At 63.3% G+C, this 26,202-nt stretch carries 28 protein-coding genes, 1 tRNA gene and 1 pseudogene; 13 read left to right on the top strand and 17 right to left on the bottom strand.

Annotated elements, in window-relative coordinates:
* The first annotated feature begins 44 nt into the window (after nucleotides 1-44).
* Nucleotides 45-767, top strand: coding sequence for a YebC/PmpR family DNA-binding transcriptional regulator (locus ACFODV_RS03670; RefSeq protein WP_379754830.1), 723 nt, complete (start codon nucleotides 45-47; stop codon nucleotides 765-767).
* Nucleotides 768-945: 178 nt separating this feature from the next.
* Here the strand turns inward: ACFODV_RS03670 and menA are convergent, their stop codons facing one another.
* Nucleotides 946-1,833 (bottom strand): 1,4-dihydroxy-2-naphthoate octaprenyltransferase, encoded by an 888-nt coding sequence (gene menA / locus ACFODV_RS03665; RefSeq protein WP_379754827.1) that lies wholly within the window; start codon nucleotides 1,831-1,833, stop codon nucleotides 946-948.
* 94 nt (nucleotides 1,834-1,927) lie between these two features.
* Here menA and ACFODV_RS03660 point away from each other — a divergent pair, with 94 nt between their 5' ends.
* Together ACFODV_RS03660 and ACFODV_RS03655 are read left to right on the top strand one after the other, a co-directional pair.
* The gene (locus ACFODV_RS03660) at nucleotides 1,928-2,821 is read left to right on the top strand and encodes a bile acid:sodium symporter family protein (protein WP_379754824.1); all 894 of its coding nucleotides are present in this window, start codon (nucleotides 1,928-1,930) and stop codon (nucleotides 2,819-2,821) included.
* Nucleotides 2,822-2,826: 5 nt separating this feature from the next.
* On the top strand, nucleotides 2,827-3,120 hold the full coding sequence (locus ACFODV_RS03655) for a hypothetical protein (protein ID WP_379754821.1): 294 nt from the start codon (nucleotides 2,827-2,829) through the stop codon (nucleotides 3,118-3,120).
* A 12-nt stretch (nucleotides 3,121-3,132) separates the two neighbouring features.
* Here ACFODV_RS03655 and ACFODV_RS03650 read toward each other — a convergent pair whose 3' ends face one another.
* The 4 genes from ACFODV_RS03650 to dbpA form a co-directional block, all read right to left on the bottom strand.
* The gene (locus tag ACFODV_RS03650) at nucleotides 3,133-3,573 is read right to left on the bottom strand and encodes a DUF4399 domain-containing protein (protein WP_379754818.1); all 441 of its coding nucleotides are present in this window, start codon (nucleotides 3,571-3,573) and stop codon (nucleotides 3,133-3,135) included.
* A 135-nt stretch (nucleotides 3,574-3,708) separates the two neighbouring features.
* Nucleotides 3,709-3,948 carry a hypothetical protein gene (locus tag ACFODV_RS03645; protein WP_379754815.1) on the bottom strand — a complete coding sequence of 80 codons (240 nt, stop codon included), beginning with the start codon at nucleotides 3,946-3,948 and terminating at the stop codon, nucleotides 3,709-3,711.
* Between the two features lie 196 nt (nucleotides 3,949-4,144).
* Nucleotides 4,145-5,047, bottom strand: coding sequence for a PA4780 family RIO1-like protein kinase (locus ACFODV_RS03640; RefSeq protein WP_379754812.1), 903 nt, complete (start codon nucleotides 5,045-5,047; stop codon nucleotides 4,145-4,147).
* A gap of 28 nt (nucleotides 5,048-5,075) precedes the next feature.
* Nucleotides 5,076-6,479: an ATP-dependent RNA helicase DbpA gene (dbpA, locus tag ACFODV_RS03635; RefSeq protein ID WP_379754809.1), complete on the bottom strand. Its 1,404-nt coding sequence runs from the start codon at nucleotides 6,477-6,479 to the stop codon at nucleotides 5,076-5,078.
* A gap of 284 nt (nucleotides 6,480-6,763) precedes the next feature.
* On the opposite strand from dbpA, the gene ACFODV_RS03630 reads away from it, so the two are divergent.
* On the top strand, nucleotides 6,764-7,963 hold the full coding sequence (locus ACFODV_RS03630) for a GGDEF domain-containing protein (protein ID WP_379754806.1): 1,200 nt from the start codon (nucleotides 6,764-6,766) through the stop codon (nucleotides 7,961-7,963).
* Here ACFODV_RS03630 and ACFODV_RS03625 read toward each other — a convergent pair.
* Nucleotides 7,923-8,441 (bottom strand): Lrp/AsnC family transcriptional regulator, encoded by a 519-nt coding sequence (locus ACFODV_RS03625; RefSeq protein WP_379754803.1) that lies wholly within the window; start codon nucleotides 8,439-8,441, stop codon nucleotides 7,923-7,925. The genes ACFODV_RS03630 and ACFODV_RS03625 overlap by 41 nt on opposite strands.
* Nucleotides 8,442-8,597: 156 nt before the next feature.
* Here ACFODV_RS03625 and ACFODV_RS03620 point away from each other — a divergent pair, with 156 nt between their 5' ends.
* Together ACFODV_RS03620 and ACFODV_RS03615 are read left to right on the top strand one after the other, a co-directional pair.
* Nucleotides 8,598-9,215: a LysE family translocator gene (locus ACFODV_RS03620; RefSeq protein ID WP_379754801.1), complete on the top strand. Its 618-nt coding sequence runs from the start codon at nucleotides 8,598-8,600 to the stop codon at nucleotides 9,213-9,215.
* 116 nt (nucleotides 9,216-9,331) lie between these two features.
* Nucleotides 9,332-10,798, top strand: coding sequence for a dihydrolipoyl dehydrogenase (locus tag ACFODV_RS03615; RefSeq protein WP_379754799.1), 1,467 nt, complete (start codon nucleotides 9,332-9,334; stop codon nucleotides 10,796-10,798).
* Nucleotides 10,799-10,890: 92 nt separating this feature from the next.
* Here the strand turns inward: ACFODV_RS03615 and ftsH are convergent, their stop codons facing one another.
* Nucleotides 10,891-12,831 (bottom strand): ATP-dependent zinc metalloprotease FtsH, encoded by a 1,941-nt coding sequence (gene ftsH / locus ACFODV_RS03610; protein ID WP_379754796.1) that lies wholly within the window; start codon nucleotides 12,829-12,831, stop codon nucleotides 10,891-10,893.
* Between the two features lie 142 nt (nucleotides 12,832-12,973).
* Here ftsH and ACFODV_RS03605 point away from each other — a divergent pair, with 142 nt between their 5' ends.
* The 3 genes from ACFODV_RS03605 to mltF all read left to right on the top strand — a co-directional run bounded on the left by ACFODV_RS03605 (nucleotide 12,974) and on the right by mltF (nucleotide 15,835).
* Nucleotides 12,974-13,915 carry a patatin-like phospholipase family protein gene (locus ACFODV_RS03605; RefSeq protein WP_379754793.1) on the top strand — a complete coding sequence of 314 codons (942 nt, stop codon included), beginning with the start codon at nucleotides 12,974-12,976 and terminating at the stop codon, nucleotides 13,913-13,915.
* A gap of 57 nt (nucleotides 13,916-13,972) precedes the next feature.
* Nucleotides 13,973-14,326, top strand: a complete 354-nt coding sequence (locus tag ACFODV_RS03600; protein ID WP_379754790.1) for a hypothetical protein — start codon at nucleotides 13,973-13,975, stop codon at nucleotides 14,324-14,326.
* A gap of 129 nt (nucleotides 14,327-14,455) precedes the next feature.
* Nucleotides 14,456-15,835: a membrane-bound lytic murein transglycosylase MltF gene (mltF, locus tag ACFODV_RS03595; RefSeq protein ID WP_379755582.1), complete on the top strand. Its 1,380-nt coding sequence runs from the start codon at nucleotides 14,456-14,458 to the stop codon at nucleotides 15,833-15,835.
* Here the strand turns inward: mltF and ACFODV_RS03590 are convergent.
* The 3 genes from ACFODV_RS03590 to ACFODV_RS03580 all read right to left on the bottom strand — a co-directional run bounded on the left by ACFODV_RS03590 (nucleotide 15,832) and on the right by ACFODV_RS03580 (nucleotide 18,133).
* Nucleotides 15,832-16,875: a patatin-like phospholipase family protein gene (locus tag ACFODV_RS03590; RefSeq protein WP_379754787.1), complete on the bottom strand. Its 1,044-nt coding sequence runs from the start codon at nucleotides 16,873-16,875 to the stop codon at nucleotides 15,832-15,834. The two genes, mltF and ACFODV_RS03590, sit on opposite strands and share 4 nt — an antisense overlap.
* Before the next feature lie 150 nt (nucleotides 16,876-17,025).
* Entirely contained in the window at nucleotides 17,026-17,691 is a 666-nt protein-coding gene (locus ACFODV_RS03585) for a transglycosylase SLT domain-containing protein (protein WP_379754784.1), read from the bottom strand.
* 49 nt (nucleotides 17,692-17,740) lie between these two features.
* On the bottom strand, nucleotides 17,741-18,133 hold the full coding sequence (locus tag ACFODV_RS03580) for an HIT family protein (RefSeq protein WP_379754781.1): 393 nt from the start codon (nucleotides 18,131-18,133) through the stop codon (nucleotides 17,741-17,743).
* Nucleotides 18,134-18,279: 146 nt separating this feature from the next.
* Here ACFODV_RS03580 and ACFODV_RS03575 point away from each other — a divergent pair, with 146 nt between their 5' ends.
* The 3 genes from ACFODV_RS03575 to ACFODV_RS03565 all read left to right on the top strand — a co-directional run bounded on the left by ACFODV_RS03575 (nucleotide 18,280) and on the right by ACFODV_RS03565 (nucleotide 20,203).
* Nucleotides 18,280-18,597, top strand: a complete 318-nt coding sequence (locus ACFODV_RS03575; protein ID WP_379755579.1) for a hypothetical protein — start codon at nucleotides 18,280-18,282, stop codon at nucleotides 18,595-18,597.
* Nucleotides 18,598-18,741: 144 nt separating this feature from the next.
* The gene (locus ACFODV_RS03570) at nucleotides 18,742-19,629 is read left to right on the top strand and encodes a S66 peptidase family protein (RefSeq protein WP_379754778.1); all 888 of its coding nucleotides are present in this window, start codon (nucleotides 18,742-18,744) and stop codon (nucleotides 19,627-19,629) included.
* Nucleotides 19,630-19,873: 244 nt separating this feature from the next.
* The gene (locus ACFODV_RS03565) at nucleotides 19,874-20,203 is read left to right on the top strand and encodes a septal ring lytic transglycosylase RlpA family protein (protein WP_379755576.1); all 330 of its coding nucleotides are present in this window, start codon (nucleotides 19,874-19,876) and stop codon (nucleotides 20,201-20,203) included.
* A gap of 7 nt (nucleotides 20,204-20,210) precedes the next feature.
* On the opposite strand, the gene yghU is transcribed toward ACFODV_RS03565, so the two are convergent.
* From yghU to ACFODV_RS03530, 7 genes and pseudogenes are all read right to left on the bottom strand, one after another.
* Nucleotides 20,211-21,092: a glutathione-dependent disulfide-bond oxidoreductase gene (gene yghU / locus ACFODV_RS03560; protein ID WP_379754775.1), complete on the bottom strand. Its 882-nt coding sequence runs from the start codon at nucleotides 21,090-21,092 to the stop codon at nucleotides 20,211-20,213.
* A 374-nt stretch (nucleotides 21,093-21,466) separates the two neighbouring features.
* On the bottom strand, nucleotides 21,467-22,282 hold the full coding sequence (phnE, locus tag ACFODV_RS03555) for a phosphonate ABC transporter, permease protein PhnE (protein WP_379754771.1): 816 nt from the start codon (nucleotides 22,280-22,282) through the stop codon (nucleotides 21,467-21,469).
* Nucleotides 22,279-23,088, bottom strand: a complete 810-nt coding sequence (gene phnC, locus ACFODV_RS03550) for a phosphonate ABC transporter ATP-binding protein (protein ID WP_379754767.1) — start codon at nucleotides 23,086-23,088, stop codon at nucleotides 22,279-22,281. Before phnC ends, phnE begins: the two co-directional genes overlap by 4 nt.
* 101 nt (nucleotides 23,089-23,189) lie before the next feature.
* A complete protein-coding gene (locus ACFODV_RS03545) occupies nucleotides 23,190-24,077 on the bottom strand; it encodes a phosphate/phosphite/phosphonate ABC transporter substrate-binding protein (protein WP_379754764.1) in 888 nt (295 codons plus the stop codon).
* 85 nt (nucleotides 24,078-24,162) lie between these two features.
* Nucleotides 24,163-24,465 carry a hypothetical protein gene (locus tag ACFODV_RS03540; RefSeq protein ID WP_379754761.1) on the bottom strand — a complete coding sequence of 101 codons (303 nt, stop codon included), beginning with the start codon at nucleotides 24,463-24,465 and terminating at the stop codon, nucleotides 24,163-24,165.
* Nucleotides 24,466-24,620: 155 nt separating this feature from the next.
* Nucleotides 24,621-24,809, bottom strand: a pseudogene (locus tag ACFODV_RS03535) (DUF6538 domain-containing protein); the annotation flags it as partial.
* A gap of 127 nt (nucleotides 24,810-24,936) precedes the next feature.
* A tRNA-Leu gene (locus ACFODV_RS03530) sits at nucleotides 24,937-25,023 on the bottom strand.
* A 116-nt stretch (nucleotides 25,024-25,139) separates the two neighbouring features.
* Here ACFODV_RS03530 and queA point away from each other — a divergent pair.
* Nucleotides 25,140-26,180, top strand: a complete 1,041-nt coding sequence (gene queA, locus ACFODV_RS03525) for a tRNA preQ1(34) S-adenosylmethionine ribosyltransferase-isomerase QueA (protein WP_379754759.1) — start codon at nucleotides 25,140-25,142, stop codon at nucleotides 26,178-26,180.
* Nucleotides 26,181-26,202: the final 22 nt, after the last annotated feature.

Raw genomic sequence — 26,202 nt, 5'->3', positions numbered from 1 at the left:
TTTCGTAGAATCTCGGCACATGTTGAACGCCACAGGACAACGATATGGGTAGGGCCTTCCAGAACCGCAAGGAATCCATGGCCAAGACGGCCGATGCCAAGACCAAGGTCTACAGCAAGTACGGCCGGGAGATCTATGTGGTCGCCAAGCAGGGCGGCACTGACCCCGCCGGCAACCTGAGCCTACGCGGCCTGATCGAGCGCGCCAAGAAAGATCAGGTGCCTTCTCATGTCATCGACAAGGCGCTGGACAAGGCCAGCGGCGTGGGCGGCGAAGATTTCTCCGCGGCCCGCTATGAGGGATTCGGGCCCGGCAATGCCATGGTCATCGTGGACTGTCTGACCGACAATCCCAACCGCACCTTCGGTGACGTGCGCGGCTGTTTCACCAAGACCAAGAGCAAGATCGGCACCCCGGGCAGCGTCAGCCACATGTTCGATCACTGCGCCATTCTCGCCCTCCACGGCAACGACGAGGAAGCCGTTCTGGAGGCGCTGATGGAGGCCGATGTCGACGTCACCGACATCGAGAACGAGGAGGGCCTTATCACCGTCTTCGCGCCGCATACCGAGTATGCCAAGGCCAAACAGGCGTTGATCGACGCCCTCGGCGAGATCGACTTCGAAGTCGACGAGATCCAGTTCGTCCCCCAGACCACTGCGCCCATCGAGGGCGACGACGTGGCCATGTTCGAGAAGTTTATCGACATGCTCAACGAGTTGGACGACGTGCAGAACGTCTTCCACAACGCCGAACTGCCCGAGTAGCACCGGCCCCACCGCCGCGCACCCGGGGCGGCGGTGACCCGTCATGTCAGCGGCAGCTTCGCCTACTCCGTCAGTCAGGTGTCAATCCCGGCGGATTCGGTCCGACTTGCTTACCAGGAAATCTGTAGGGTGGCCGCCGCGGATATCCGGCCGTGGCGCTGGTGCCAAGCAGGCTGGCTCAGCCGCCGGCCACCACCAGGCGCAGCCCAAGCCACAGAGCCGTGGCCAGCGAGTAGAACGCCGTCATACCCAGCAGCGCATTGAGCGCCGCGCCGTCGCGACGATGCATTTCGCGTACCAGGCCCAGCGCCGCCAGGCCAATGATCCCCCATGCCCCCCACGCCCAGGTCGGCATCCCCAGCGGCAGCGTGACCGCTAGCGGCCCCACCGTCAGGAGGGTGAACATCCGGCGGGTCGCCCCCGGCCCCATCCGCACAGCCAGGGTTATCTTGCCGGCCCGGGCGTCGGTGTGGCGGTCGCGCAGGTTGTTGACCACCAGGATGGCGGCCACCGGCATACCCACCAGCACGCCGGCCGCCACTGCCTCCAGCGTGATCGGGCTCTGCTGGGCCAGCAGACCGCCGAGTACCGCTACCGGGCCAAAGAAGCACCATACCGCCGCCTCTCCCAGCCCCCGATTGGCGTAGGGACGCCGCCCACCGCTATAGCCGAGCACGCCGAGCAGCGCCAGGCCGCCCAGCCCCCACAGCAGCCAGTGGCCGAACAGCACCAGCCAGAGCCCGGTCACCACGGCAACGCCCAGGGTCACGGCAAGGCCAGCACTCAGCTCACTGGCACTGAGCCACCCCGCCTGCAGAGCGCGGGTGGGTCCCAGGCGGTCCGGCTGATCCACGCCGGAGAGTCCGTCGAAGAGATCGTTGGCCAGGTTCACCGCCAGCTGCAGCGTCAGCGCACAAAGCAGGCAGAGCAGCGCCGTGAACCAGGCAAAGTCGCCGGGCGCCACCAACGCCTGGCCCAGCAGCACTGGACCCACCGCCGCCGGCAGCGTGCGTGGGCGCAGGGTCTGCCCCCAGATGATCATCTTGTGCCCAGACGCCGCGGTCATTATCTTCCCCACTGAAAGCGCTACCGCCCTTCGCCGCAACGCATGACATGGGGCATACTCTGTGGCGTATCCCCTGTGCCTGCAAGGAGAAAGCATGTCCGCAGCCTGGTTATCTCAGGTGGCCCTGCCCTGGGTGCTGGCCAGCGTGATGCTGGCCATGGGCCTTAGCCTGACCGGGGCCGACTTCGCTCGCACCCGCCGCCATCCTCGCCGGGTGCTGCTCGGCACCGGCCTGCAGATGCTGGCGCTGCCGCTGCTCGCCTGGGCATTGGTACTGCTGCTGCCTCTGCCACCACTGGCGGCGGCCGGACTGCTGCTGGTGTCACTGGTGCCAGGCGGAGCCACCTCCAACATGTTCAGCTATCTGGTACAGGGCGACCTGGCCCTGTCGGTGACACTGACCGCTATCGCCGCCGTGCTGGCTCCCTTTACCCTGCCGCTGATCATGGGCTGGAACCTCGAACTGCTGGGTCTGACCACAGGCGGGCTCTCACTGCCCTACTGGCAAACCGTCGGCCAGTTGCTGACGGTCACCCTGCTGCCGGTGCTGGCCGGCATGCTGGTGCGTCGGACTCTGCCATCACGCTGGCTTGAGGTGGCACTGCCCGGGGTCAAGGTGTTTACAGGGGTAGCCATGATTTCGGTGGTGGTGGCGCTCTTCGCAAGCCATGCCGCGCGGCTGCCGGCCCTGATCAGCCTCGAGACTCTCGCCGTGCTGATGCTATGCCTGCTGAGCATGCTGCTCGGTCACGGCGTGGCCCGGCGGCTGCAGCTGCCCAACGATAGCGTGCGCGCCATCACCGTGGAGGTGGGTGTTCAGAACGCCGGTGTGGCGATGATGGTGGCCTTCGTGGTGTTGCAGCAGCCGGCCATTGGCCTGGTACCGCTGCTCTATGGCCTGCTGATGAACGTGCCGGTGTTCCTGTGGATGTTCGCCTGCCTGCGGCGGGATCGCCACCCGGCCTCCGCGGTGATGTCGAGGCACTGACCGTCATGCCTGTGACCGTGAGCCCTGCTGCCCGCTGGCAAGTCTCGCTGCTGGTTTACCTGCTCGACGAAATTCTGGTGCTGGCAGTAGCCATCGTCACCCTGCGCATCGGCCGCATGCAGGAGACTCACGGCCGTGTGCTGAAGCTGATCGGAGGCATGGTGATGCTGGCACTGGGGGGCGTGATGCTGATGGCGCCGTCGCTGATGGAAAGCCTTGCTGGTTCACTGGTAGTGATCGGCACCGCCCTGGCCGGCGCCTTGGGTGTGATGGCCGTCAACCGCCTCCGCGGCGCCTGACGGCCGGCCGTACTACTCCACCGTGATGCTGATGACGTCGGAGACCAGCGGAGGGTCGAAGCTGACGTGGCGATAATCCATGAACAGCAGCTGCAGGGTGTACTCCCCCGATTCAAGCGCCAGGCTGCCCTCGGTCTGACCGCCGCCGAAGTGGCGGGTGTGATCGGTAAAGGGCAGCGGTGCGTCCAGATCCAAGTCCTCCAGCGGCATGTTCACCAGCAAGTGGTGGTGGCCCGTGTCGGGGAGGTTGGCACCCGCAGGGGCCACGCCCATACCCTTGAGGCCCATGCGCACAGTCACCGGCCCGGGCAGGGTCGCCCCGTCTTCCGGCGAGATGAGATAAACCTCGGCACCCTCGGTCGCCGGGACGCGCTCCAATTCCGCCATCGCTGGAGCCGCCAGCAGTGCACTGCCGGCAAGCCCCAGCGCCAGGGCGCAGATCCGCTTGTTCATCGTTCTCTCCTTCGCCATTCCGCGATGGCATGCAGGGCGGCATTCGCCGCCGATTGACAGCGCGGGCCAAACGAGGACCCGCCTGGACAAGCCTAGTCCAGACAGCGGGAAACGGGAGTGGGAGACGAGACACGCTCAGCGGAGCGTCGTGGCATCCTGAGCCTCATCCAGCCAGGGAAGGCGGCGCTTGAGTGCCCGCACTGCCCAAGGCACCGCCACCAGGCGGATCAGATAGGCAATGACCAGGCCACTGATGATCGAGAAGAGCATGCCCAGCCCCACGCGAAACATCAGCGCGGTAAAGAAAGCGGCGAGAATTGCCGTGAAGATTTCTTCAAGGTGCCCCTGGATCCAGGCCCTGTAAGACGGTTTCATCGATGGACTCCTTGAATGGTGACAGTGGGCATGGCGACCTCCTTGGGTAGGGTGCGCAGTCGTGTAAGATGGCACGCCAAGATAGCAGAAACCCGCCGGTGGGCGGGTTTCCGGGGTGGCATTCTAGAAACTCAGTCGGCAGGCCTGGCTTTCCAGGCGGTGTGTTGCAGTCGCACCGATGGTCTCCTCGTCCGACTCAGCGCTCCCGCTGTGACTCACGCCACTCTTCGGCGGCCTCCTCGACCCCGGGCTCATCGCCGCGGTTGAGCGCCGCCTGGCGGTAGGTCTCCTCATCGCGTACGTCGTCGATCACCGTCATCAGGTCGTCGACATCCACAGTCGCGGTGTCATGCACAAAGCAGCCGGTCAGTATGCTCTCCGGGTGGAGTTCACCCGCCTCATAGAGCGCCCAGATTTCCTTGCCGTAATCAGTGGCCAAGAGCTCGGGGGCGAAGCGGCCAAAGTAGCGGCGCATGTTGTCCACGTCGCGCTCAAACATCATCTCTGCGCTGTTGTTGCCGGCGGCATCGACCGCCTGGGGCAGGTCAATGATCACCGGTCCGTCGGCGGCCAGCAGCACGTTGAACTCGGAGAGGTCGCCGTGGACCAGGCCAGCACACAGCATCTTCACCACGTCGCTGATGATCTTGGCGTAGTACTCGCGGGCCTGCTCGGCGCTCAGGGTCACCTCATCAAGGCGCGGGGCGGTGAGGCCGTCTGCGTCGGAGATCATCTCCATCAGCAGCACGCCGTCGATGAACCCGTAGGGCTTGGGCACCCGCACGTCCGCCGCCGCCAGCCGGTAGAGAGCATCGACCTCGGCATTTAGCCAGGCCTGCTCCTGCTCCTTCTGACCGAAGCGTGTCTTCTTGGCCATGGCCCGCGAGCGGCGGCTGTTGCGCTCACGGCGGCCCTCCTGATACTGCACGGCCTGCTTGAAGCTGCGCTGTTTCGCCTCCTTGAAGATCTTCGCGCAGCGCCGCTCCCCATGGGAGAGCACCACGTAGACCTGAGCCTCTTTTCCGCTCATCAGCTGGCTTTCGACCGCCTCGATCAGGCCGTCGTCCACCAGCGGCTGTAATCGCTTGGGTATCTTCATCTGTTCCTCTGGGGTTCGCCGATGCGCCTCAATGGCTGACGCGCCGGGCGCGGAAACTGCGCCCCTTGATTCCGCCGTTGATCAGTCGTTCCAGGGCCTGGGCGGCCACCTCGCGCTGAACGGCCACGTAGGCGCTGTTGGCCAGCACCTTGATCCTGCCCACCTGGTCTCCGGCCAGGCCCGCCTCGCCGGTCAGGGCGCCAAGGATATCCCCGGGGCGCACTTTCTGCTTCTTGCCGGCGCCGATCTGCAGGGTCGCCATGGGCGGCTCCTGGGGCTCGCGGCCGAGCACCGCGCGAGGTGGCAACGTGGCCTCCTCAAGGGGCTCGCCGAGAAAGTCGGTCAGGCGCGCCAGCCGGTAATCTTCGCCTTCGCCGACCAGAGTGCAGGCGATGCCCGCACTGCCAGCACGTCCGGTACGCCCGACCCGGTGCACGTGCACCTCCAGGTCACGGGCGATCTGGTAGTTGAATACCGCGTCCAACTCGGCGATGTCGAGCCCTCGAGCCGCCACGTCGGTGGCCACCAGGATCGAGGCGCTGCGGTTGGCGAACAGCACCAGCAGCCGATCCCGGTCGGCCTGCTCCAGGTCGCCGTGCAGCGCCAGGGCGCTGAAGCCCGCCGCGTCGAGCGCCTGGGCCACCTCATCGGTCTCGCGCTTGGTGTTGCAGAACACCACGCTGGATGTCGGGCGAAAGTGCAGCAGCAGGCGGCACAGCCCCTCCAGGCGGGCTTCGTCGCCGGCGGCGACGCGGTAGACCCGTTCATGAATGCTGCTGGCGTCGTGGGCCTCGGCCACCTCTACCGTCACCGGGTCGCGCATCAGCGCCCCGGCCACGGGTCGCACGGCGTCGGAGAAGGTCGCACTGAACAGCAGCGTCTGGCGGCGGGACGGGGTCTCGGCAACGATCGCCTCGAGACTCGCCTGGAAGCCCATGTCGAGCATGCGGTCGGCCTCGTCTAGCACCAGGATCTCGAGCCGGCCCAGCGTCAGCGAGCCCTTGCGCAGATGCTCTTCAACTCGGCCCGGTGTGCCCACCACGAGATGGGCGCCATGGGCCAGGGAGGAAAGCTGAGGGCCGAAGGGAGCACCGCCGCAGAGGGTCAGCACCTTGACGTTAGGCAGGCCACGCGCAAGCCGGCGAAGCTCGCCGGCCACCTGGTCGGCCAATTCTCTGGTCGGGCAAAGTACCAGCCCTTGTACTGCAAAGCTCGACAGGGTAAGCCGCGAGAGCAGCCCCAAGCCAAAGGCCGCGGTCTTGCCGGAGCCAGTCTTTGCCTGGGCGATTACGTCGCGACCGGCCAGGATCGGCGGCAGGCTCTCGGACTGGATCGGCGTCATGGCATCGAAGCCAAGCGACGCGAGGTTGGCCAGGAGTTCCGGCGCCAGCGGCAGCGAGGCGAAAGCGGCATCGGGGGTGGGATCAGACAAGGGAACATCCTGCAGACGAATAAGGGGCCGGAAACAGCGAGCGACATATAGCGATGACAAGCGGCAGCGAAGGCCGAACGGCCGAGGGCCGGGTAAGCGAAAAAATAAGGCTTGCATCATAGCAGAAAGACGCTCGGCGCGCTGATGAAACCGCTAGGCTCGCGGCCTACCTGGGGCAACCTGCTATCATCCTCGGTGTTTTCACTACACATCACCCGGCTACTGCGGGGTCAAGACGAGTTCCTGTGCCCATGACTCACTCGAGCGACGAAGGATCACCCCCCATGTCAGAAGAGCGACGCCAATCGACCAGCCCTCCCCTTAGCGCACCGCGTGCCGGTGGTGAATTAAGCGCTAATCTGACCTCGATACGCGATACTTTCAGTAGTCGCCATCACTCGTTGGACTTCGCCTACTCCCACGCCCAATACCTGCGCAACCGCGTGCTGGCAGTGGGGCTTATCTTCGTATTGCTCTCTCCGCTTTGGGCCCTGGTAGACGTTGTGATGCTGCCCAGGGAGCTACTTGGCACAACACTGGCGGGACGAGCATTCCTGATGGCTGGGCTAGTCGGCACGCTGCTGCTTGCCAAGTTCAGCCGTGAAAAGATCGGTCGCATCCGCCTCAGCGCGAGCCTACTGCTGGTCCTTCCAGCGGCCTTCTATGCAATGGTGCTGATGTTATTGCCACCCGGCGAGGCCGAGCGCCTGGCCGGCTACGCCTTTATTCCCTTCCTGCTAGTCGCCGCTCTCAGCATTTTCCCGCTCACCATCGTAGAGTCGCTGGCCGCGGGGATCGTGATGCTCTGGCTGCTGGTCTATGCCCAGACAGTAGACGGCAGCTGGTTTACCCCGGCGGGCTTGGAGGGACTGTGGCTGCTGACCAGCCTGCTAGTGGTCTCGCTGACGGCCAACCATTTCCAACTGAGCCTGCTGATGCGGGTCTACCGCCAGGCGACCCATGATCCTCTCACGGGCCTGTTCAACCGCGGAGCGCTGAAGCTTCATCTGGACAAGCTCCAGGCTTGGCGTCGAGAGGAGCACTCGGGAGGCCAACTGCCCGACTGCGCGGTCCTCATGATGGACATCGACCACTTCAAGCGTATCAACGACAGCCACGGTCACTCCGTGGGGGACACGGTGCTCACTGAGTTTGCCCGGGTGCTGGCCAGCCAGACCCGAGCTGAAGATTGCGTCGCTCGCTACGGCGGCGAGGAATTCGTCATCCTGCTGGTCAACGCCGATATCCATCGAGCTCACGACGTGGCAGAGCGCATTCGCCAGGCCGTGGAGCAGCACCATTTCCCAGACCACAATCACCAGCGGGTACCCGTCACCACCAGTGTCGGCGTGGCACGGATAGGCGACGACGAGACCGCCGAAGAGGCCCTGGAGCGGGCCGATGCTGCCCTCTATGGCGCCAAGGATGCCGGACGCAATCGAGTCATGGGCGACGCGTCTCTTCCACCGAGCGCTCTTCGGTAACACCCAGGCGCTCCACCGGCAGCGATCCGTGCGCCTTGACGGTCTGGATAGCGAAGTTGCTGCGAATGTCGGTGACCCCGGGCAGCCTCAGCAGGATCCCGGTAAGGAAGTGCTCGTAGGCCGCCAGGTCCGGCACGACTACCTGCAGCAGGAAATCCGACTCTCCCGACACCAGATGCGCCGAAACCACCTCCGGCAGGGCGACAACCGCCTCGCGGAACGCGTTGGCCTGGGTCTCGTGGTGGCGCTCCACCTTGATGCCGACGAAGACGGTGAGGCCGAAACCCACACCGCCACGATCCAGCTCGGCGTGATAGCCGCGAATCAGCCCCTCCGCCTCCAACTGGCGTACCCGGCGCAGGCAGGGCGATGGCGATAGATTCACCTCCTCGGCCAGTTGCACGTTGGTCAGCCGGGCGTCGCGTTGCAGAGCGGCCAGGATGCGGCGGTCGATGACATCGAGCCGTCTTTTTGGCATGAGGCACCACCTTAAGCTTATGCATTGGCACAAAATACCAACTATACCCTGTCGATTGACCGATTTTGCAAGGACCTGCCCGTGATTGCGGCGCTAAAATGATGCCACGACTTACGCGCCATCTCTCACACGCCGTTCTACGGCAGGAGGCATCCCATGGAGCTTTGGCTATTTATCGCTGCCCTGGCCGCGGTCTACCTGCTGCCAGGCCCAGACATGCTGCTGGTGCTGCAGACCGGCAGCCTCCAGGGACGCTCCAGGGCGCTGGCCACCGCCGTCGGCCTTGCCGTGGCAAGAGGGCTACATGTGGTCCTGGCGGCCTTGGGGCTGGCCACGCTGTTCGTCACCGCCCCCTGGACGTTTGACGTCGTGCGCTACGCGGGGGCCGCCTACCTGAGCTGGATCGGCCTGCAGTTGCTGCGCACACCCCCAGGGCGGACACCAGACGCCCCGGGCCGGGAAGTGCCACTATCGACAAGCCACCGGCTGGCTTGGCGTCGAGGGCTTCTCACCAACCTGCTCAACCCCAAGTCGCTGCTGTTCTGCTCGGTGCTGTTGCCACAGTTCGTCCAACCGGCCCAGGGCCCCGTGCTGCTGCAGTTCGCCCTCCTCGGGACCCTGCTGGTGGCCATGGGTCTGCTATTCGATGCCGGTTACGCCACCCTTGGCGCCGCCCTGCAGCGCTGGGTCACGGGCAGCCCCCTGAAAGCGAGGCTGCAGCGTTGGACCTTCGGCTCACTGTTGATCGGCTTTGGCCTGCGCCTGGCCGCTTGACCCCAGCCCGGCTTGTCCTGCGTCAAGACGCCACCGTTGCGTATCCTCGGCACAACCCCACCCTGTGCCATAGTGGATGCACCGAGACGAAATGATGACGCAGAGAGGAGAGCCTGATGCAGCAACGTGAGGTCGATATCGCCATCATCGGCGCCGGCAGCGCTGGCCTGAGTGCCTGGCACGCCGCCCGCAAGCACAGCGACAGCGTGGTACTGATCGAGGGGGGTGAGTACGGCACCACCTGTGCTCGGGTGGGCTGCATGCCCTCCAAGCTGCTGATCGCCGCCGCCGAGGCCGCCCACCAGGCCCGCGACGCCGGCGGCTTCGGCATCAAGATAAGCGGGGTCGTTGTCGATGGCGCCGCAGTAATGGCGCGGGTCAAGCAGGAGCGCGATAGCTTCGTGAGCAGGGTGCTCAAGTCAATGCAGCGCATCCCCGAGGAAGACCGCATTACGGGCCACGCCCGATTCGAGACCCCCAACACCCTGACAGTGGGCGACCACACCTGGGTAACGGCGCGCACTATCGTTATTTCCACCGGCTCGCGCCCCACCTGGCCCAGCATGTTCGATGCCGCCGGCGAGCGGCTGGTAACCAACGACGACGTCTTCGAGTGGGACGAGCTGCCCGAATCGGTCGCGGTGTTCGGCCCCGGGGTGATCGGCCTGGAGTTGGGCCAGGCCTTGCATCGCCTGGGCGTGCGGCTGCGAGTATTCGGCGTAGGCGGCGCCCTGGGGCCCTTCAAGGACGCGACAGTGCGCGACAGCGCCGACGCTACCTTCAACGAGGAGTTTTACGTCGACCCGGACGCCAAGGTAGAACACATCGACCGCGACGGGGACGCCGTGGTGATAACTTTCGTCGAACGCGATAGCGGCCGCACGCTCACCGAGCGCTTCGACTATCTGCTGGCCGCCACCGGCAGGCGCCCCAATGTGGACCGGCTGGGCTTGGAGCACTCGGGCCTGGCGCTGGATGACAAGGGCGTTCCGCGCTTCAACCGTTTCACCCTGCAGTGTCGCAACGACGATGACCGCCCCAGCCATGTGTTCATCGCCGGCGATGCCAACCTGGAACTACCGCTATTGCACGAGGCGAACAGCGAAGGACGCATCGCCGGTGACAACGCCGGGCGCTTCCCCGAGCTGCGCGCCGGGCAGCGCAATGTGCCGCTGGCCATCGTCTTCACCGACCCCCAGATGGCCACCGTGGGCGACGGTTATGCCGAGCTGGAGAAACGTCTGGGCGGCTGCGATTGCCTGGCCGTTGGCGAGGCTTCCTTCGAGGACCAGGGACGCGCCGTAGTGATGCGTCAGAACCGCGGCCTGATGCGGCTCTACGCTGAGCACGGCTCCGGTCAGTTCCTCGGCGCCGAGCTGTTCGGCCCGCGAATGGAGCATATGGCACACCTGCTGTCCTGGGCCCTGGAACAAAAGCTCAGCGTCAACCAGATGCTTTCCATGCCCTGGTACCACCCGGTGCTGGAGGAAGGCCTGCGCAGCGGCCTGCGCGACCTCAACGCCAGCCTACAGCTGGGCCCGGCGATCACCGAACGCTGCATGGAGTGTGGGCCGGGCGACTAACGAGAGCGTTGGCTGGGCGGATGAGCCCGCCTCCTGATAATGAATGCCCGGCGCTTGCGTCCGGGCATTCTCATGAAGGGCGTCCTCGCCTCTCAGACCCGCATCGGCAGCCGAGGGGCATCGGAGGCCTCGAGCACCTCGCGGATCGCCTCGCCCTCCAGGGTCTCGTGCGCTTCCAGCGCCTCGGCGAGGCTGTCCAGCGCTATCCGGTGCTGCTCCAACAGCCGGCGGCCCCGAACTTCCATCTCGCCGAGCAGCCGGCGAATCTCTGCGTCTACCAGGCTGGCAGTTGCTTCGCTATGCTCGCGCATCTGGGTCATCTCGCGTCCCAGGAAGGCATGTTCCTGGCCCTGGGAGAGCGCTACCGGCCCGATGCGCTCACTCATGCCCCAGCGCGCCACCATGCGCCGCGCCAAATGAGTCGCCTGCTCCAGATCGTTTTCCGCCCCGCTGCTCACCTCACCAAAAACGATCGACTCGGCCAGTCGGCCACCAAACATCACCGTCAGACGGTCATGCAGGTAGGACTCGGTATAGTTGACGCGCTCTTCGTCGGGCACCTGGGCGGTAACGCCCAGGGTGCGTCCCCGGGGTAGTACCGAGACCTTCTCCAGGCGGTCGGCGTAGGGCAGCAGGTGGGCCAGCAGCGCATGGCCCGCCTCGTGATAGGCAACCACGTGTCGCTGCCACTCGGAGAGCCCCATGTCGCGCTCTTCGCCCAGCATCACCCTATCCCTGGCGTCGACGAAGCAGCGCCAATCCAGATCGGCCCGGCCGCGCCGTCCGGCCAGCAGCGCCGACTCGTTGGCCAGGTTGGCCAGGTCCGCGCCCGAGAAGCCGATGGTGATCTCAGCCAGCCGCGCCAGGTCGACGTCGGCGGCCAACGGCATGCGCCGGGTATGCACCTTGAGGATCGCCTCGCGGGCCTGGCGGTGGGGATTCTCCAGAGTGACCTTGCGGTCAAAGCGGCCCGGACGCAGCAGCGCCGGGTCCAACACGTCGGGACGGTTGGTGGCGGCCAGCACCACCACCGACTCGTGGCCTTCGAAACCGTCCAGTTCGGCGAGGATCTGGTTGAGGGTCTGCTCACGCTCGTCGTGGCCTCCCCCCACCCCGGTGCCTCGAGTGCGGCCAATGGAGTCAATCTCGTCGATGAACACCACCGAAGGCGCCTTCTCCTTGGCCTGGCGGAACAGGTCGCGTACCCGGGAGGCGCCCACGCCCACGAACATCTCGATGAACTCGGAGCCGCTAATGCTGAAGAAGGGCACCCCGGCTTCGCCAGCCACCGCCCTGGCCATCAGGGTCTTGCCGGTGCCCGGCGGACCCATCATCAGGATGCCCCTCGGAATGCGCGCACCCAGCGCCTGGAAACGCGCGGGCTCCTTGAGAAACTCGATCACCTCAAGGATATCGCGCTTGGCATTCTCGGAGCCTGCCACGTCGGCCAGCCTCACCTGGCTCTTCTCGGGCTCCACCAAGCGGGCCCGGGACCTCCCCATACCAAAGGTGCCGCCCCCTGAGCCGAGGCGCTCCTGCATGCGGTTCCAGAACCAGAACAGCAGCGCGAGCATCAGCAGCCAGGGCACCACGCCGGCCAGCAGCCGCTGCCACATGACGGGATCCGTTGGCCGCGCCGCGATCCGCACCCCGTGACTCTCCAGTCGCTCCAGCAGGCGTTCACTCTCGACGTCCGGACGGGTGGTCGAGAAGGCCTCGGCCTCGCCAAGGTCGAGGTCCAGCCGGCCGGAATCACTGAACCGCCCCTCGAGGGACTGGCCGCGCAGCGTCACTTCGTCGACGTGCCCGGCGTCCACCGCTTCGAGGAAATCGGAATAGGTCAGCTCGACTCGAGCCTGCCGCTGGGTGCCATCCAGGTACTGAAACATCACCAGAATCACAAAGGCCATCCACACGAACAGCAGCCACTGCTGGCGAGGGTTTCCAGAGGGAGGTTCCTGCCCGTTGGTCGGCGGCTGCCGGGGATCGGGGCCAGGCTCAGGCGGCGGAGTACGAGGAGTAGGAACGGCCATGGCAGACTCGAGGTGAGGGGGCTCTTCAACAACCATGGCTCCGAGCCCCCGCTCTGGCAAGGCCGCGCCCTGGCAAAGCGTGGGCGACGCCCCGTGGCTGTGACATAGTATCGACCAGCCACCCTGCCATCAGGAGAGTTTGATGATCCCTTCGCCACCTGCCGCCACCCGGCCGCTGGCCGCCTTGTTCCTGTGCCTTGCCCTGCTGCTGCCCATCCCGCTGTCCGCCGAGGAATCCGCGCCGCGACCGACCATCGGTCTGGTACTGGGCTCCGGCGGGGCCAATGGCCTGGCCCATATCGCCATGCTGCAGGTCTTCGACGAGCTTGATATTGTTCCCGATCACATCGTCGGCACCAGCATCGGCGCAGTGATCGGTTGGCTCTACGCAGCGGGACTCTCCGCCGAGGAAATTCTTGATATCTTCGACGACGTTGCCGGCTCTCCGCTCGACGCTCTCTCGGGGCTTGCCGGCACGGAACTGGGCCTGGTCGACCTGCTACAGGTCGACCTTAGCAATGGCGGGCTGCTGGATTCAGGTGGCTTCCTGCGCTTCCTGGCAGGCCATACCGAGGTGAGCCGATTCGACGAACTCAATATCCCGCTGACAGTGGTGACCACCGACTACTGGACAGGCGACAGCGTAGCGATCAACGATGGCCAACTCTTCCCGGCCATCGAGGCCAGCATAGCCGTACCGGGGCTATTCTCGCCGGTGCACCGCGACGAGCAGCTGCTGATCGACGGTGGCACCTCGAACCCCCTGCCCTATAATCTGCTGCTCGACGACATGGATCTGGTGATCGCGGTAGATGTCTCGGGCAGCCGCCATCCGGACCCCGAGTCCGAACCCGGCATCACCGATCTGTTGTTCAAGACCTTCAGCATCATGCAGCAGTCGCTGATCCGTCAGGCGCTGGAACATCGGCGCCCACACCTCTACCTCAAGCCCGAAGCCGAGGGCGTGCGCCTGCTTCACTTCAATCGTATCCACGAGATTCTGGAACAGGCTGAGCCGGTGGCCGACGAACTGCGGGATCAGTTGACGATCATAATGGCTATCCAGGCCGATGCCATGCTCTGAGCCGCTTGGGACTATGCTCAAGGGGATAACCACGAACGACCTTCGGGAGGGCCCGCGATGGCCGACACCACGTCACGGCTGACATCCCTCAAGGCACGAATCACCGAGCTGGCCGACATGGCCGACATGGCCGGCAGGGACAGGGAGGGAGAAGCTCGCGGCCTCGCCGCCGAACTCTCTACCGATCTCGATCGGCTTATGGCGGAGCGCCCAGCGCGGCCCGACCCCCATGCCGACAAGCCCAGCCAGGCCCCACGGGCCCCGCGAGACGACGTTGAACGCTGTCCGGTCTGCTCGCTGCGCAGCTTCAATTTCCAGAAGGGCTCGATCCGCGAAAGTGCCGATGGCGGCTTTGAAGCGTTCTATCGCTGCGGCAGCTGCGCCCACGAGGGGTGGCGAGAGATCAAGTGACGCTAGATGCCACCGTGCAGGGCAGATGAGCCTCGGAGGGACGCGGCTCACCGACAGGTTGCGTTGAAGAGCGCTGCCATCGAGCTGGTAGGGTGATTTTATAACCCCGCAGGAGACTCAACCTTGTCCATGCGAGATGCCAAGACATCCCTGACCCTGTTGTTCTCTTCTCTCGGTCTGGCCGGCCTGCTGCTCGCCGGCTGCGGCCAGGAAGCACCACGTCTCGCCCCTCCCGGGGAGAGCGGCACGCTCAAGGTCGCCACGCGCAACGCGGCCACCACCTGGTACCTGGATCGTGACGAGGCCCCCACTGGCCCCGAGCACGATCTGGTGAGCCACTTCGCCGAGTCGCGGGGCTGGCAGGTCGAGTGGATAGTGCATGATGCCGTCGCCGAGGTGCTCCAGGCGCTGGAAGAGGGTGAAGTCCACATGGCCGCCGCCGGCCTGACCCACCTGCCTTCCCGCAGCGAGCGCTTCCTGCCGGGGCCGGCGCACTCCGCCATTGTCGAGCAGCTGGTCTGCCACCGGGAGGCACGGCCGCTGCCGCGTAGCGTGGAGCAGATGGCCGAGGTGGAGATTCGCGTCACGGCGGACTCCAGCTATGCCGATAAGCTCACTTCGCTGGTCAACGACCACAGCGGCATCACCTTCGAGGAAGACCCACGTACCACCGAGATGCTGCTGGCCGCCGTGGCCGAGCAGGAACTCGACTGCACACTGGCCGATTCCAACATCGTGCAGGTCGTGCGACGCCACTATCCCTCCCTGGAGGTCGCTCTGAACCTGACCAGCGGTGATTGGCTGGGCTGGTATCTTGCCGCCGACCAGAGTGCCCTGGCCGAGCAGACCCATGAGTGGCGCAGCACCGCAGAGGCAGAAGCGACTATCGAGGCCGTGGAGAACCGCTACTACGGCTATATCGACGAGTTCGATTTTGTTGACCTGCGGGCGCTCAACCAACGCATCGATGAGCGGCTGCCCGACTTCCTGGAGCTCTTCCTCATGGCGGAACGCTCCACTGGCATTCCCGCCGACCTGCTGGCAGCACTGTCCTACCAGGAGTCCCACTGGAACCCCCAGGCGGTCTCGCCCACCGGCGTGCGTGGCATCATGATGCTGACCCGTAACACCGCCTCGTCGCTGGGAGTATCGGACCGCCTGGACCCAACCCAGGCAATCGATGCCGGGGCGCGCTACCTGGCCGACCGCCATCAGCGGCTGCCCGAGGCGATCCCCGAGCCCGACCGCACCTTCCTGGCCCTGGCCAGCTACAACATCGGCCGCGGCCATGTGCTGGACGCCCGGGAGCTGGCCCGGGAACTCGGCAAGAACCCGGACTCCTGGGAGGACATGCAGGAAATTCTGCCGCTGAAAGCGGACAAGCGCTACTACCCCCGCACCCGCTACGGCTACGCGCGCGGCTACGAGCCGGTGCACTTCGTGCAGCGGATCCGCAACTATCGAGACGTGATCAGTGCCTCGATCGACTTAGGCAGCAGGAATCCCTAACCCTGGTGCTGGGCACCGAGACCCTGAAACATCTGACGAAGGTCAACCGTTGAACGCTCGCCGATGGCGGCAAAGTTCTCATCCAGCCAGCCTGTGACGGTATCGCGACCGAGATCGCGAAGCTTGGTAAGAAACTCCCATTCGACATTCATCTTCGATGAAGCCCCAAGCGGTTTCAGCTCCGCCTGGTTTTCCACGACGTGCACCCGCACTTGACGGTATTCATCGGCCGATAGCTTACCCTGGCGGATAAGCCGGTCGACGAAGTCGATACCGCGCAGTTCCTTGAGCAGGCTGCTGTTGAAACTGATCTCGTTCATCCGATTCTGTATGTCCTGAGAATTCCGTGGCGCCCCCTTGCGCTCGATCGGATTGATCTGAATCACCACGATATCATTGGTATCGTTCTCGGCATGAAAGGGAAACAGCGCCGGATTCCCCATATAGCCGCCGTCCCAATAGGGCACGCCGTCGATCTCGACCGCTTGGTAGAGATGGGGCAGACAGGCCGAGGCCATCAGCATATCCACCGTCATTTCCTCTCGCGGGAAGACCTTGACGTTGCCGCTCTCCACGTTGGTGGCCGAAACGAAAAGTTTGAACGCCGTGCATTTACGCACCATGTCAAAATCGATGCATTTCTCCACCATGTCGCGCAATGGGTTCATATTCATGGGGTTCAGCTGATAGGGCGAAGCCACGCGGGAAAGCGCATCCAACGCGTGATAAAGAGGATTGTTCTCCAGCCCCCAGTTGCCGATCAGAACGTCATAGGGCATGCGTTTCAGCGGGCTATTCTTCGCACCATCACCCATACATCGCCAAAAATTCTCAAGGGCCGCGCGCCCGCCCTCGGGGCCATCCCGTGTGAAACCATCGGCCATCGCCACCGCGTTCATCGCCCCCGCCGACGTGCCCGACACCCCGGCGATTCGCAAGCGCCCGTCTTCAAGAATGCGATCCAGAACTCCCCAGGTGAAAGCGCCATGCGCACCGCCACCCTGGAGGGCAAGATTAACGGGTTTGGGTTTCTGTACCATGTGGTCGGTCCTGTTGGATGATGGATAGCCCGGGCATAGAGGCCCACAAGACGTTCACGGAAATCGCCGGACGCATGCGCTATCCACAGTATGAAGACAGGACGGAAGGGTTATCTGTACGTTAACGGACATAACGGCCTGGCCGACTCGTCAGGTCCCGCAGAAGGGCCCGAACTGGTAAAAGCGCCGGCACTGGAACTCGGCCTCGCAGGACGACAGCTGTGACTGGTAGCGGCTGGTACGGGCAGCGACCCGGCTGGCCACCCGCTGCACGGCGGGCTTGCTGCGCCAGGTCCCCCGCTGATAGCCGCCAGCCCCCTCATGGTAGGCCAGGTAGAGATGCTCCGGATTATGCAGGGAGATGCCCGTCTGCCGATGCGTGCGCTCGTTGTACCAGCCGATGAAGTCGGTGGCATGCTTCATGTGGGACCGCCGGGCCAGCATACTGCCGGCGTCATCGCGATACTCTCCCCACACCGGATCCAGCGCCTGGGCATAGCCCCGCGCCGAGGAGGGCCTCGGCCCCGGGATGAATCCCAGGTACCTTTTTCGCGGCGGGCGCACGTGGCTCTGGAAGGAAGATTCCTGCTGGATGAAAGCCAATTGGGTGGCGATAGGCGTGCCCCACGCCTGCTCGGATGCCCGGGCGTAGTCATACCACTTCGGTTGTTCGCGGAAGATCTCGCAGATATTGCTCTGGTCTTGCGGGGGCGACGGCGCCATCATCGCGCAGCCGCTTACCAGCAGGCTCAGCCCCGCCGCCAGCACCAAACGTCCCGTCCGGACTGCCCGTTTATTCTCAGCGCATCCTCTCATCCCGCCTCCCGTTTGCGTATTTTGACGCATCCGGCATAACCCGACGCGCTCATTTTAGGACCGCGCGAATCTTCTCGGCGGCGGAGGCCAACTCCTCGGCAGGTGCCATCTCGAGCCCTAACACCCGAATATCCTCCATCGTATCGAGCGGCGTCAGATGAATATGCACATGGGGAACCTCCAGCCCTACCACCAGCATCCCTACCCGCTTGCAGGGGAAAGCGCGCTTGATCGCTTTGGCCATCCACCGAGAGACGCCCATCAGGTGAACGTAGAGAGCCTCGGGAAGGTCATCCCAGTGGTCGATCTCGTCGCGGGGAATCACCAGCACATGACCGGGCTTCATCGGCTGAATGGTCATGATAACCACGCACTGATCGTCTTCATGGACGAAATGGCCCGGGATCTCTCCCCGCATGATACGACTGAAGATACTTGCCATGGACACTCTCCTGACAGTGGGGACGAAAAGTCACTGCGCAATAACTGCAGTGGCGGGGCGAAACCGGTATGCTGAAGGCGCAATACCCTCAGTACGGAGCAGAATACACGATCGATCATTCATTCCAAGCCAGCACGGAGGTTCACATGAAGGTCTACAAACCTGAATGGCGGTGCACGTTTAGCGTAAACGAAGGCGCGGATGAATCAGCCAGCTGGAAAGAGCGAATCGCCTGGCAGCTGAGAGAGTTCGCCAACCGGCTCGACGGCGGCGGCAGGACCCTGAAGATCGACTGCGACGTCTCACCCGCAGTAAGTCGGGACGAGATAGATACCTGCATGGGCAAGGGCTTTGCCGTGACACAGAACCTGCTTACCCAGTTGGCCCAACAGGCCGCCTGCGAGGACGTCATGCGCAATGCCAAGGCCGAGCTGTTTGCGGAAGAGGAATACCAGCGGCACTGACACGCGCCGTCGCAGCCGCGTGCCATCCCCCCACGCCCCGTCCGGCTTACCGGACGGGGCGTCTTTGTTAATGCCCCGCCGGATGCGCGCGGTGGCGCGGCATGCCATCCTTGGGGCCTTCGCTCGCCACAGGATCGTGACGCCATGCCTCTCACCATCAGCCTGATTACCCCCTCCTCCTTCACTCCGGAAGACGCCATCGAGCAGGGTGTGCAAGGGCTCGAGTCGCTGGGCGTCGAGGTGCGCCGGCCTGCGCTGCTGCAACGACGGACCCGCTATCTGGCGGGCGATCGAGAATGGCGCCTGGCCCAGCTTCATGCGGCCCACGAAGATCCCGACACCCAAGCGGTGTGGGCAGTGCGCGGCGGCTTCGGCTGTGCACAGTTAGCGGAGCATATCGACTGGGCGCGACTGGCTCACCGCCCCAAACCGCTGATCGGCTACTCCGATCTTACCGCTCTACTTCATCAATACCATCTTCGGGGGCTGCCGGCGATCCACGGCCCCGTGGCCAAGGCCGCCGGACAGCTGCTCCAGCCCCCCTCGGAGGAGAGCAACATCGTGCGCGCCCAGTTCGATGAGACCCTCGCCCTGATCCGCGGCCCAACACGCCTCGATTATCCCCTTGTCCCCCTGGGCGCAGTCCCGGGGCGGCAGGAGGGGCCGCTGGTGGGCGGGAATCTCGTTACCCTGGCCAGCCTGGCTGGCACCCCACTTGCCTTTCGGGCACCGGCTGGCGCGCTAGTGATCCTCGAGGATATCGGCGAGCCCTACTACCGCCTAGAGCGCGCCCTCTGGCAGCTGGTCGAGGCCGGTGCCCTGGATGAGGCCGGTGCCGTATGCCTGGGCACCTTCGAGGGTTGTCGCGCCTTCGATGACACGCCGCTGGAGGCGATCATCGCCGAGACCCTGGCCCCCCTGGGAGTACAGCTCTACCACGGCCTACCGGTGGGCCATGGCCTGCAAAATCGCCCCTGGCGCTACGGGGCCACCGGCGTTATCGAAGGCTCTCGTTTGACGGTAATGGGATGAGTATCGCTGACTTGCGGGGTCCCATCGCGGCGATGGCAATGCTCTATTAGAGAATTATCGCGATCTTGCACCGATCTTCGTCGATCGTCAGCCAGGGGTTGCCGCCGGTTCAACGGCCGGGTACCATGCAAAACAATGGCATCTTATTGCATTGCAACATGCATGATCCGCATTACGTTAACTGTGAGGTAACCCCATGGGAACCCTGTCGAAATTGTTTTTTGCCTGCTGCCTGTCAGGCGCAATGATTCTCGGTACCCAGGCAGTCATGGCCCATGAGGCAGAGACTCAGAAAGGCATCGCTTCCTTCTACCACGACAAGTTTCATGGCCGTACCACCGCCAGCGGCGAGCCCTTCGACCAGAACCAGCTGACCGCCGCCCACCCCGAACTACCCTTCGGCACCGAGGTAGTGGTGACTCGACCGGACACCGGTCACGAGGTGACCGTCGTGATCAACGACCGCGGTCCCTTCGTGAAGGGGCGCATCATCGATCTGTCCAAGCGCGCCGCCCGTGAGCTGGGCATCCTTAACCGGGGCCTGGCCCCGGTGATCATCACTGCCATCAACTGAGCTCAATCTACTCAGTTCTTGCGGGATCGATCTTGTCCTGGGTCTGCGTCTCAAAGTCACGCGCGTCATGGCGCTCATGAAGCTGAGTCTCCGGCTCGCCAAAGGTGCGGTTGACCATGCGTCCGCGCTCAACCGCCGGGCGAGCATCTATCTCGCTGGCCCAGCGCTGCACGTGTCGATACTCCTGCACCTGAAGAAACTCACCGGCGTCGTATAGCCTGCCTAGTGCCAGCTGACCGTACCAGGCCCAGTTGGCGATATCGGCGATGGTGTAATCCCCGCCTCCAAGATAGCGACTCTCGGCTAGCCGGCGGTCCAACACGTCAAGTTGACGCTTGACCTCCATGGCGAAGCGATTGATGGGGTATTCAAGTTTTTCTGGCGCATAGGCATAGAAATGCCCGAACCCGCCGCCCAGATACGGAGCGCTACCCATCTGCCAGAACAGCCAATTGAGGGCCTCGGTGCGCTCGACGTGGTCGCTTGGCAACAACTCACCGAACCTTTCCGCCAGATAAAACAGGATCGCCCCCGATTCGAACACCCGAGTGGGCGGCGAGGTGGCGTGATCCATCAGCGCGGGAATCTTGGAATTGGGGTTCGCCTTAACGAAGCCGCTTCCGAACTGATCCCCCTCGCTGATGCGAATCAGCCAGGCATCGTACTCAGCGGCGGTGTGGCCCAGGGCCAGCAGTTCCTCCAGCATCACCGTGACCTTGACGCCGTTGGGTGTGCCCATGGAATAGAGCTGCAGCGGATGCTTGCCGACCGGCAGCGCCGCGTCGTGGGTGGGGCCGGAGACGGGACGGTTGATACTGGCAAAGGCACCGCCGCTGGGCTGCTCCCACTGCCAGATCCGGGGCGGAACGTAGGCGTTTTCTTCGCTCATGATGACTCCTTGATAAGTGTGAGTGAGCACCATACCCCGCTATGCCAAGAGCTTCGAGCCCCGGCCACTCAACGCCGTCCGGCAAGAGGGGCTGAAGATGCTAAGCCTTACCAGGCTTTCCGGATCACCCAGGGGGCGTGATGCGTCAGGTCGAGGAAGTGAATGCCGGTCGCTTTAATCACAGAGGTCATGGTCCGCAAGGTCGGGTTGCCCTTGGGGAAAAGGGCTCAGGCCATTCGGTTTGCACTAACAGTCTAGCCAGATTGTCATCCGCACCCAGCGTCGGCAGTGACTCGAACACGAACGGCAGGTACTCGAAGAACAAGAGGCCGTTGACCTACCGCTTCGCGGCTGAAACGCTGAATACCGGTCATTTACCCGACTGGGTTCTGGTCGCCTATGATGCGCCGGCGAATCGCCGATGAAATTTGTTCAAAGCCAATCACGGCCACCAGGATAATCAGGATGATAGCGGCTGCATCGTCGTAGCGGAACAGGCGCATGGCGGTTGACAGCTCGACACCGATGCCGCCCGCGCCCACCAAGCCAAGGGTAACGGCTGAGCGAATCGCCTTTTCGACGCTGAACAACGACACCGCCGTCATCGAAGCAAAGCTTTCCGGAATAATCGCCCCGAATATGACCGATAGGCGTCCTGCACCGGTGGCGGTCAGAGCGTTGGATGGGCCATCGCTGACTTCTTCAAAACGTTCTGAAAAGAAGCGCGCAGCAAAGCCAATGGTGTCCATGATGATGGCAAGTATGCCAGCGAGCGGCCCAAGGCCGACGGTGACCACAAAAATAAGCGCCCAGATCAAGTCAGGAATGGTGCGTGATACTGAAATGATAAACCGTGCCACCACATGAACCAGGCGGTTGGGCGAGGTGTTGCGGGCAGCGAGCAGGGCCAGCGGCACCGATAAGATGCAGCCAACCGTCACCCCAACCACGGCGATGTTGAGGGTTTCAAGCATTGACCATCCGATGCTGCCGGTTCTGCTGAAATCGGGAGGCAGTGCCTGGCCGAGAAAGCGGACAATGTTGCTTGCTCCGCGCACCAGGCGGTCAATAGTAATCTCGGCGGCGATGACGCCCTGAATGAAAAAGGCCATAAATCCAACCCCGAGTATCCAGACAAGGGGGGAGGGGCTACGCCAGCGCTTGGGCATGTGCTTGTTGTCGGTTGTCATGATGTGGGGGTATCCGATGAGGTCAAGGCAGTTGTCGAGTCGTCATACAGATGGCTCAGGTCGGCGTCATTGATCTTCTCGACGGTGGCATCGAGAACGGTCACTCCGTTTTTGATGCCCACGATACGGTCAGCGTAGTGACGCGCCAGGTCCAACTGGTGCAGGGTGCAAAGCATGGCCAGATTATTTTCGCGGACAATTTCCCACAGCAGATCAAGGACTTCACGTCCGCCGCGAGGGTCCAGGCTGGCAATCGGTTCATCAGCAATCACCAGTGAAGGCGACTGCATCAGCATCCTGGCAATTGCGACCCGCTGCTGCTGCCCCCCAGAGAGTTCCGTCGGCCGCTGCGCGGCGCGTTCTGCCATGCCGACCCGCTCGAGGCACGCCATGGCGTATTCGCGATCGGCGTGCGATGCGGTGGACGCAATGCAGTTAAGTAACCCGAACCGGTGAGCACCCATCTTGCCCATCAGGACGTTCTGGAACACGCTGAGTTGACTGACCAGGTTGAACTGCTGAAATACATATCCCATGTGTCGGCGTATTTTACGAAGCGCTGGCGTTCGTGCCTTGACCACTGAGTCGCCGTTAATCAGGATGTCGCCGCTTTGCGGGCGGGCGAGCCGGTTCAGGGTGCGCATCAAAGTCGATTTTCCGGACCCATTGGCACCCAGCAGAACAACCCCTTCAGCGGCATGGATATCAAGTGACACGCCGCGCAGCACTTCCAGGGCGCCATAGCGAAGGTGCACCGATTGAACGCTGACGGGATGCACTGATGGCGAGGGAGAGCTATCACGCATGGTTATTCCTTCAAGTGAAAACAGCAAAAAAGCTACCCCGATGACCGGAGTAGCTTGGGATAATGCGCGGTCAGGCCATAGCGATTGCCTGACCCTGAAGATCACTCGTCGAGCGGGATGCCGGCGATTTCGTAAGCTTCGCGAACCTGCTGGTAGATGGCCGGATCCGTTTCAAACGACAGGTAGGCGTCACGCTCAATGAACTTGTCTGCGTTGCGTTCAGTCGAGGTCAGGGAATCCCAGACTTGATCGCTGTGATCGACCAGGGTGCTGCGCAATGCATCGCGGCATTCCTGGGGCAAGGAGGCACGCATGATCACCGGATCACCGGGAAGGGTGTCAGTTTGGGCGAGCAGGCGATATTCGGTATCGGGGTCTTGCTTGCGAACAGCATCCCAGTCCTTGTTGCCGCCACCCATGGCTGCTACGTCATCGTTGATCAGCACCTGAATGCGGGCGTCGCCGGCCATGACGATGTCCATTTCATCCGGGTTGAGCCCAGCTTCGGAGAGCAGTTTCATCGGGAAAATGTGGCCTGATGTGGAACCAACATCCTTCAGCGCAACACGCTTGTCGGCCAGATCACTGAGGCTTTCGATACCGCTATCTGCCTTGACCACAAAACTGGAGCCGTAGTTAGGGCGGACAACTGAAAAGAGAAAGTCGAGTTCAGTGAGAGTTTCAAATAGCACAAACTCAGACGGCCCAGCGAAGACCATATCCACTTCATCGAACTGCAGGGCGGTGCCGGCAGCGGTGCGGTTAGCCAGTGAGTAAAGCTCGAGCTCCACGCCTGTCAGGGTTTCAAAGGTTTCGGCAAAAGGAGCAAAGGCTTCTTCCAGTGAGCCCATGCCTTCAATGCCGGTATCCGCCATTTTCAGAGGAGAAGGGCAGCTGTCAGCGGGGCTGGCCATCGCCACATTGGCTGTCAATGAACCACCGATCGCAAGGACAAGTAGGGTTCGGTTGAACAACATGGGCTTTTTCATGACGTGAACTCCATTGGCAATAGGCAGGATGGTGATTAATTTATTAATTAAAACCAGACACTACGAATTACCCATGACAGCTTCATTACAAATTAAAGTTTCCTAGATGACGCGTTTCAGGCACTGACGCTGTGCGTTTTCTGACCGGCTTTTTATGCCAGCTCATCAGCGCCACAGTGATCATCAGGATAGGCGTCAACATGGTGAGATTGAAGGTTTCCCCGCCAGGATGATGCAGCAGTTGCTCCAACATCGGGGAACCAATCGCGACCAGTGAAAAAATGATCAGGTCATTGATGACCTGCGTCTTGCCGCGTTCTGCTTCACTATGAGTGGCCGCCAGCAGGGCGCTGGCGCTGGCGCTGGCCTTTGCGCTTAACGTCTCCATCGCCCAGCGGTCACGCTTGACGATGCCGGCAAACTTGCACGCTCGGCGCAGTGGCGAGCAAATGACGCCAGGCTTGCTTTGGGAGTAAGGCCTACCCCTTGACCAGGGGGTGTAGACGCCAGTGAGACCAAGGCATGCCAGTCAGGGGCAATGCCTCATGCGTGACCGTTACGTGGAGACTCGGACACCTGGTGATACGCCAGCCACAGAAGCATGGCACGACGACGAGCAGTCACCTTGCAGGGTGTATAGAGGGTCTTGCGGATTTCGCGACGTTGGGCGTAGGCAAAGCGGAGGTCATGGGGAATGACAATACGTGCATACCAGTTCGTGCGGTGACGCCTGCGCGTTAGGTAGGTTCACTAAGGCATGTCAGACCTCGGGAGTGGATCACCGGAGTGACACACCTTAGAATCTGATCTAGGCCTCTAACCCGTTGAACCCGAATGCCATCCAGGTTCATAGGTTGCTTGGTACCGGCGGCCGGACTCGAACCGGCAAGGGGTTGCCCCCGGTGGATTTTGAATCCACTGCGTCTACCAATTCCGCCACGCCGGCAACGCGAGGCGTATTATACGTGGGCTTGGCAGCAGGTCAATCTCATACCTGACTTCGCGCCATCGAGCCGGTATCCTAAGCGGCTTGCCCCGAGCTACCGGATCCCGATACCGACCATGCAGCGCGCCGACTTTTCCTTCGAGCTCCCCGACGAGCTGATCGCCCGCTATCCCTCCGAGCAGCGCACCGACTGCCGACTGCTCTGCGTCGACGGCGAGACTAGCGAGTTGACCCACCGCCGGTTTCCAGACCTGCTCTCACTGCTGGAGCCTGGCGACCTGCTGGTGTTCAATGATACCCGAGTGATCCCGGCGCGACTGCTCGGCCACAAGGCCAGCGGTGGCCGGGTGGAGATGCTGCTGGAGCGCCCCCTGGACGCCCACCGTGGCCTGGCCCACCTGCGCTCGAGCAAGTCACCTAAACCCGGCACCGAGCTGATCTTCGAGGGCGACGTGCGCGCCGTGGTCGAGAGACGTCGCGACGCCCTGTTCGAGCTGCGCTTCCTTGGCGAGACGCCGTTAATCGAGCTGCTGGAGCAGCATGGCCATATGCCGCTGCCGCCCTACATCGACCGGGCCGACGAGCGCAGCGACCGTGAGCGCTACCAGACAGTTTACGCGCGCCGCGACGGAGCCGTCGCCGCTCCTACCGCCGGGCTGCACTTCGACGAGCCCCTGCTCGAGGCGCTGGCCGCCAAAGGCGTGGAGCGCGCCTTCGTCACCCTCCATGTGGGCGCCGGCACCTTCCAACCTGTCCGCGTCGACGACATCCGCGAGCATGTCATGCACAGCGAGTGGCTAGAGGTGAACGAGGCTACCTGCGAGCAGGTACGCACCGCCCGGGCCCGTGGCAAACGCGTCATCGCCGTAGGTACCACCAGCGTGCGCTGTCTGGAGAGCGCCTGCGCCAATAGCGAGTGTGGCGAGATCGCCCCCTACAGCGGCGAGACCGACATTTTTATCTACCCGGGCTACGCGTGGCGCTGCGTCGATGCCCTGATCACCAACTTTCATCTGCCAGAATCCACCCTGCTGATGCTGGTGGCCTCCTTCGCTGGCTTTGATACCACCCTGGCGGCCTACCGCGAGGCGGTGGCCGAACGCTACGCTTTCTTCAGCTATGGCGATGCGATGTTTCTCACTCGCCGGCGTTCCTGACTCGAGATTCTCATGCGTAATG

Source organism: Halomonas tibetensis (assembly GCF_042643535.1).
GTDB classification, from domain to species: Bacteria; Pseudomonadota; Gammaproteobacteria; order Pseudomonadales; family Halomonadaceae; genus Halomonas; species Halomonas tibetensis.
The sequence above is the reverse complement of the archived record's forward strand: the minus strand, read 5'-3'. Positions and strand labels throughout refer to the sequence as shown.

Bases quoted from the DNA above. Each gene is read 5' to 3' on its own strand.
- ACFODV_RS03670 (WP_379754830.1), top strand. From the start codon at position 45: ATGGGTAGGGCCTTCCAGAACCGCAAGGAATCCATGGCCAAGACGGCC.
- menA (WP_379754827.1), bottom strand. From the start codon at position 1,833: ATGACCGCGGCGTCTGGGCACAAGATGATCATCTGGGGGCAGACCCTG.
- ACFODV_RS03660 (WP_379754824.1), top strand. From the start codon at position 1,928: ATGTCCGCAGCCTGGTTATCTCAGGTGGCCCTGCCCTGGGTGCTGGCC.
- ACFODV_RS03655 (WP_379754821.1), top strand. From the start codon at position 2,827: ATGCCTGTGACCGTGAGCCCTGCTGCCCGCTGGCAAGTCTCGCTGCTG.
- ACFODV_RS03650 (WP_379754818.1), bottom strand. From the start codon at position 3,573: ATGAACAAGCGGATCTGCGCCCTGGCGCTGGGGCTTGCCGGCAGTGCA.
- ACFODV_RS03645 (WP_379754815.1), bottom strand. From the start codon at position 3,948: ATGAAACCGTCTTACAGGGCCTGGATCCAGGGGCACCTTGAAGAAATC.
- ACFODV_RS03640 (WP_379754812.1), bottom strand. From the start codon at position 5,047: ATGAAGATACCCAAGCGATTACAGCCGCTGGTGGACGACGGCCTGATC.
- ACFODV_RS03630 (WP_379754806.1), top strand. From the start codon at position 6,764: ATGTCAGAAGAGCGACGCCAATCGACCAGCCCTCCCCTTAGCGCACCG.
- ACFODV_RS03625 (WP_379754803.1), bottom strand. From the start codon at position 8,441: ATGCCAAAAAGACGGCTCGATGTCATCGACCGCCGCATCCTGGCCGCT.
- ACFODV_RS03620 (WP_379754801.1), top strand. From the start codon at position 8,598: ATGGAGCTTTGGCTATTTATCGCTGCCCTGGCCGCGGTCTACCTGCTG.
- ACFODV_RS03615 (WP_379754799.1), top strand. From the start codon at position 9,332: ATGCAGCAACGTGAGGTCGATATCGCCATCATCGGCGCCGGCAGCGCT.
- ftsH (WP_379754796.1), bottom strand. From the start codon at position 12,831: ATGGCCGTTCCTACTCCTCGTACTCCGCCGCCTGAGCCTGGCCCCGAT.
- ACFODV_RS03605 (WP_379754793.1), top strand. From the start codon at position 12,974: ATGATCCCTTCGCCACCTGCCGCCACCCGGCCGCTGGCCGCCTTGTTC.
- ACFODV_RS03600 (WP_379754790.1), top strand. From the start codon at position 13,973: ATGGCCGACACCACGTCACGGCTGACATCCCTCAAGGCACGAATCACC.
- mltF (WP_379755582.1), top strand. From the start codon at position 14,456: ATGCGAGATGCCAAGACATCCCTGACCCTGTTGTTCTCTTCTCTCGGT.
- ACFODV_RS03590 (WP_379754787.1), bottom strand. From the start codon at position 16,875: ATGGTACAGAAACCCAAACCCGTTAATCTTGCCCTCCAGGGTGGCGGT.
- ACFODV_RS03585 (WP_379754784.1), bottom strand. From the start codon at position 17,691: ATGAGAGGATGCGCTGAGAATAAACGGGCAGTCCGGACGGGACGTTTG.
- ACFODV_RS03580 (WP_379754781.1), bottom strand. From the start codon at position 18,133: ATGGCAAGTATCTTCAGTCGTATCATGCGGGGAGAGATCCCGGGCCAT.
- ACFODV_RS03575 (WP_379755579.1), top strand. From the start codon at position 18,280: ATGAAGGTCTACAAACCTGAATGGCGGTGCACGTTTAGCGTAAACGAA.
- ACFODV_RS03570 (WP_379754778.1), top strand. From the start codon at position 18,742: ATGCCTCTCACCATCAGCCTGATTACCCCCTCCTCCTTCACTCCGGAA.
- ACFODV_RS03565 (WP_379755576.1), top strand. From the start codon at position 19,874: ATGATTCTCGGTACCCAGGCAGTCATGGCCCATGAGGCAGAGACTCAG.
- yghU (WP_379754775.1), bottom strand. From the start codon at position 21,092: ATGAGCGAAGAAAACGCCTACGTTCCGCCCCGGATCTGGCAGTGGGAG.
- phnE (WP_379754771.1), bottom strand. From the start codon at position 22,282: ATGACAACCGACAACAAGCACATGCCCAAGCGCTGGCGTAGCCCCTCC.
- phnC (WP_379754767.1), bottom strand. From the start codon at position 23,088: ATGCGTGATAGCTCTCCCTCGCCATCAGTGCATCCCGTCAGCGTTCAA.
- ACFODV_RS03545 (WP_379754764.1), bottom strand. From the start codon at position 24,077: ATGAAAAAGCCCATGTTGTTCAACCGAACCCTACTTGTCCTTGCGATC.
- ACFODV_RS03540 (WP_379754761.1), bottom strand. From the start codon at position 24,465: ATGGAGACGTTAAGCGCAAAGGCCAGCGCCAGCGCCAGCGCCCTGCTG.
- queA (WP_379754759.1), top strand. From the start codon at position 25,140: ATGCAGCGCGCCGACTTTTCCTTCGAGCTCCCCGACGAGCTGATCGCC.